1 protein-coding gene is annotated in these 2,701 nt (G+C 70.3%); it reads left to right on the plus strand.

Features of this window, described 5'->3' with window-relative positions:
* The first annotated feature begins 149 nt into the window (after window positions 1–149).
* On the plus strand, window positions 150–2,453 hold the full coding sequence (locus AC3ET4_RS30565; RefSeq protein ID WP_431955182.1) for a discoidin domain-containing protein: 2,304 nt from the start codon (window positions 150–152) through the stop codon (window positions 2,451–2,453).
* The last annotated feature ends 248 nt before the right edge of the window (window positions 2,454–2,701 follow it).

Consider the following 2,701-nt stretch of genomic DNA (forward strand, 5'->3'; position numbering starts at 1 on the left):
TCCAAACCAGCACGGGCACCTGTCGTCAAATCAGTCGCCACACCGCCCTACTACCTGCGGATTCGGGTCTGACGTGCATATTCCGGCCATTCGGAGGTCTCTGCGTACCGATAGGCTCTCGGCCATTACTCGCACGCTTGGAGATCTTCGTGAAGACCCGATTGAGACAGGCCGTACCCGCCGCGGTGGCTCTGTTCACCTTGGCTACGGTCAGCGTCGGCACGGCTGAGGCGTCTCCCGCGCCCGGTGCCGCCGCGGCCGCCACCCCGTGGACTGGAACTTGGGCGACCGCCATGCAGGGCACCGGTGCCACGTTCACCGACCAGACGATCCGCCAGATCGTGCACACCAGCATCGGCGGCTCGTCCGTCCGCATTCACCTGTCGAACCGCTTCGGCACCCAGCCGGTCGTCCTCGACGACATCCACGCGGCGTCGAGCCTGTTCAACAGCGACATAGCCACCGGCACGGACGCGAAGCTCACCTTCGGCGGGAACACCTCGGTGACGATCCCGGCAGGCGGGGAGGCGGTGAGCGACCCGGCGGGGTTCTCCGTCACCCCCGAGTCCGAGGTCGCGGTCAGCTTCCACGTACCGGGCACGGCGGTCGCCACCCAGCACGACGCCGCCCGGCAGGTGAACTGGTACGCGCCCGGCGACCAGTCCGCGGCGCCCTACCTCAGCAGCGCCCAGCAGAGCTACTCGTACACCTTCCTGTCCGGCCTGGACGTCCAGAACCCGGACGCTGCAGGCGCGGTGGTCGCGTTCGGCGCCTCCATCACCGACGGCGAGGCGTCGAGCGGCAACACCAACCGCCGCTGGCCCAACCGGCTCGCCACCCGCCTCAATGAGGCGGGCTACCAGGTGGGCGTCCTCAACGAGGGCATCAGCGGCAACAACCTGCTCCAGAACGGCGGCGGCCCCGCGGCCGTGAGCCGCTTCGCCCACGACGCCCTGGACCAGCCGGGCGTGCGCTGGGTCGTCTTCTCAGACGACCCCATCAACGACATCATCAACACCAACCCGCCGGTCAGCAGCATCACCGGCGCCCTGCGCCAGCTCGTCGACGCGGCCCACGCGCGGAACGTCAAATTCCTCTGCTCCACACTCACCCCGTTCAAGGGCTTTACGTGGTGGTCCGACGACCGCGAGGTCAAGCGGCAGGCCGTGAACGACTTCCTGCGCGGCCCCGACAGCGGCTGCGACGGCGTCATCGACCAGGCGGCCGCGACCGGCGACCCCGCCGACCCGCGCGCCTACCTGCCCGCCTACGACGCCGGCGACCACCTCCACCCCAACGACGCCGGCCTGAAGGCCATCGCCGACGCCGTTCCGCTGTCGCTGTTCGGCACCCCCAGCGGCCCGGCTTTCGCCGACCTCGCACTGGGCCGTCCGGTGGAGACCTCCAGCGCGCAGTCGGGCTCCGGCTTCACCGGCGACAAGGCCGTCGACGGCGACCTCACCACCCGCTGGGCCGCCAACGCCGGCGACCCGCAGTCGCTGACCGTCGACCTCGGAGCGGCCAGGAACTTCAGCCGGATCCGGCTCAACTGGTACGCCCCGGTGGCCGAGTACCAGATCCAGACCTCCCCCGACAAGAACACCTGGACGACCGTCGCATCGCCCGCGGGCGTGCGTACCATCGAGGACTTCGCGGTTACCGCCACGGCCCGGTATGTGCGGGTCAACGCCACCCGCTCGGGAACCCCCTACGGCACGTCGCTGTGGGGCATCTCCGTCTATGGGACCCCCGCCCCGGCTTCCTCGCTCAGCGCGACGTTCGACAATACGGGCGTCACCTCCGACGCGGACACCGACGCGGGCAACTTCGACGGCGGCGGCGCCACCTACTCCGCCCAGGCCCTGGCTGCGGCAGGCCTGCGCGCGGGCAGGACGTTCGACGTCGGTGGCGTCTCCTTCGTGTGGCCCTCGACCGCCGGTTCGGGCAAGCCCGACAACACCGTGGCCTTCGGGCAGAGCTTCTCCGTCCAGCAGGCCGGCGGCAGCACCACCCTCGGCTTCCTCGCCTCCGGCTCGTACGGCGGCGCGAACGCGAACGGCACCATCACGTACACCGACGGAACCGTGCAGAGCTACACCCTGCTCATCCCCGACTGGTTCGGCGCCGGCGCCGAAGCGGCGGCCGTGGCCGCCTACCAGAACCGGCCGGGCGAGACGCGGTTCGACGGCCCCGCATCGGTCTACTTCGCCGGGATCGCCCTCCAGCCGGGCAAGACCATCGACCATGTCCGCCTGCCCGAGGTCAGCTCCCGGGCCGCGGCCGGGACGCCCAGTGTGCATGTCTTCGCCGTCTCGGCGGTGAAGACTGGGGCCACCGGGGGCCCGACCGGCCGCATCGTCGGCAAGAAGTGCGCCGGCGTCAACGGCGACCTGGCTGTGGACGGCGCGCGCGTCGTCCTCGACACCTGCGACACCACCGCCGCCCAGCAGTAATCCGTCCGCCCCGACGGCCAGGGCTTGATCAAGTTCCGTAGGCGTCCGGATCGTTGGTGACGCCCAGGATGGGGAGTGGGTTCGTCGCGGATCGCTCGGGTGGTCTTGGCGATGTTGTCGGCTCCGAGTGTTTTCAGCACGCCGATGGCGGCGAGGTTGCGGAGGGTCGCCATGGCCCGTGGTGCGGTTCCGGCGTGGACGGTGGAGGCGTCCTCGGCGAAGGTGACATCCCTGATGTGGTGCGAGGA

The sequence above is a fragment of the Actinacidiphila sp. bgisy167 genome, assembly GCF_057707665.1.